Annotated in this window: 1 protein-coding gene and 1 pseudogene (1 of these 2 only partly in view); both read right to left on the bottom strand. The window is 58.7% G+C overall.

What is annotated here, in order from left to right:
- Positions 1-266: DUF5107 domain-containing protein (locus tag FVQ81_00990; protein ID MBW7995150.1), on the bottom strand; the 266-nt coding region annotated here is incomplete at its 3' end.
- Positions 267-276: 10 nt separating this feature from the next.
- Positions 277-383 (bottom strand): annotated as a pseudogene (locus FVQ81_00985) (DUF5107 domain-containing protein) (it continues 667 nt past the right edge of the window).

Raw genomic sequence — 383 nt, 5'->3', positions numbered from 1 at the left:
CTCCAACTGTAGTCGGGCTGGTTGTCCGACCATGCACCTGTCATGATTTCCAGGTACGGCCCGTCGGAGTCGGTCAACACCTTGTCCCACATCCTTCCCACCGGACCGTCACCCCACTCGAAAAATTTCTTGCCCGGTACGATATGGTGGTTGGCCACGTGGCAGATTCCCGCCCGGCGGCCGTGGTCGTAGCCGGAGATGAAATCGTCGCGGTAGTTCCAGGCGAATGCCGAGGTCTGGCGTGGATGGTTCTTCCACCAACTCATGTTCATCCCGTCACGGAAATCTACTCCACGGTAGATACTGCGGGAAATGGGCCACTCGGTAAACTCCACCTTGTTGTGGTCGGTGGCGTAGCGGGTGGCCGGTGGGAAGAAAACCTG

Source organism: Candidatus Glassbacteria bacterium, from assembly GCA_019456185.1.
In the GTDB taxonomy this organism is placed as follows: Bacteria; Gemmatimonadota; Glassbacteria; order GWA2-58-10; family GWA2-58-10; genus JAJRTS01.
Note: the sequence above shows the minus strand (reverse complement) of the source record. Positions and strands in the feature narration are given on the sequence as shown.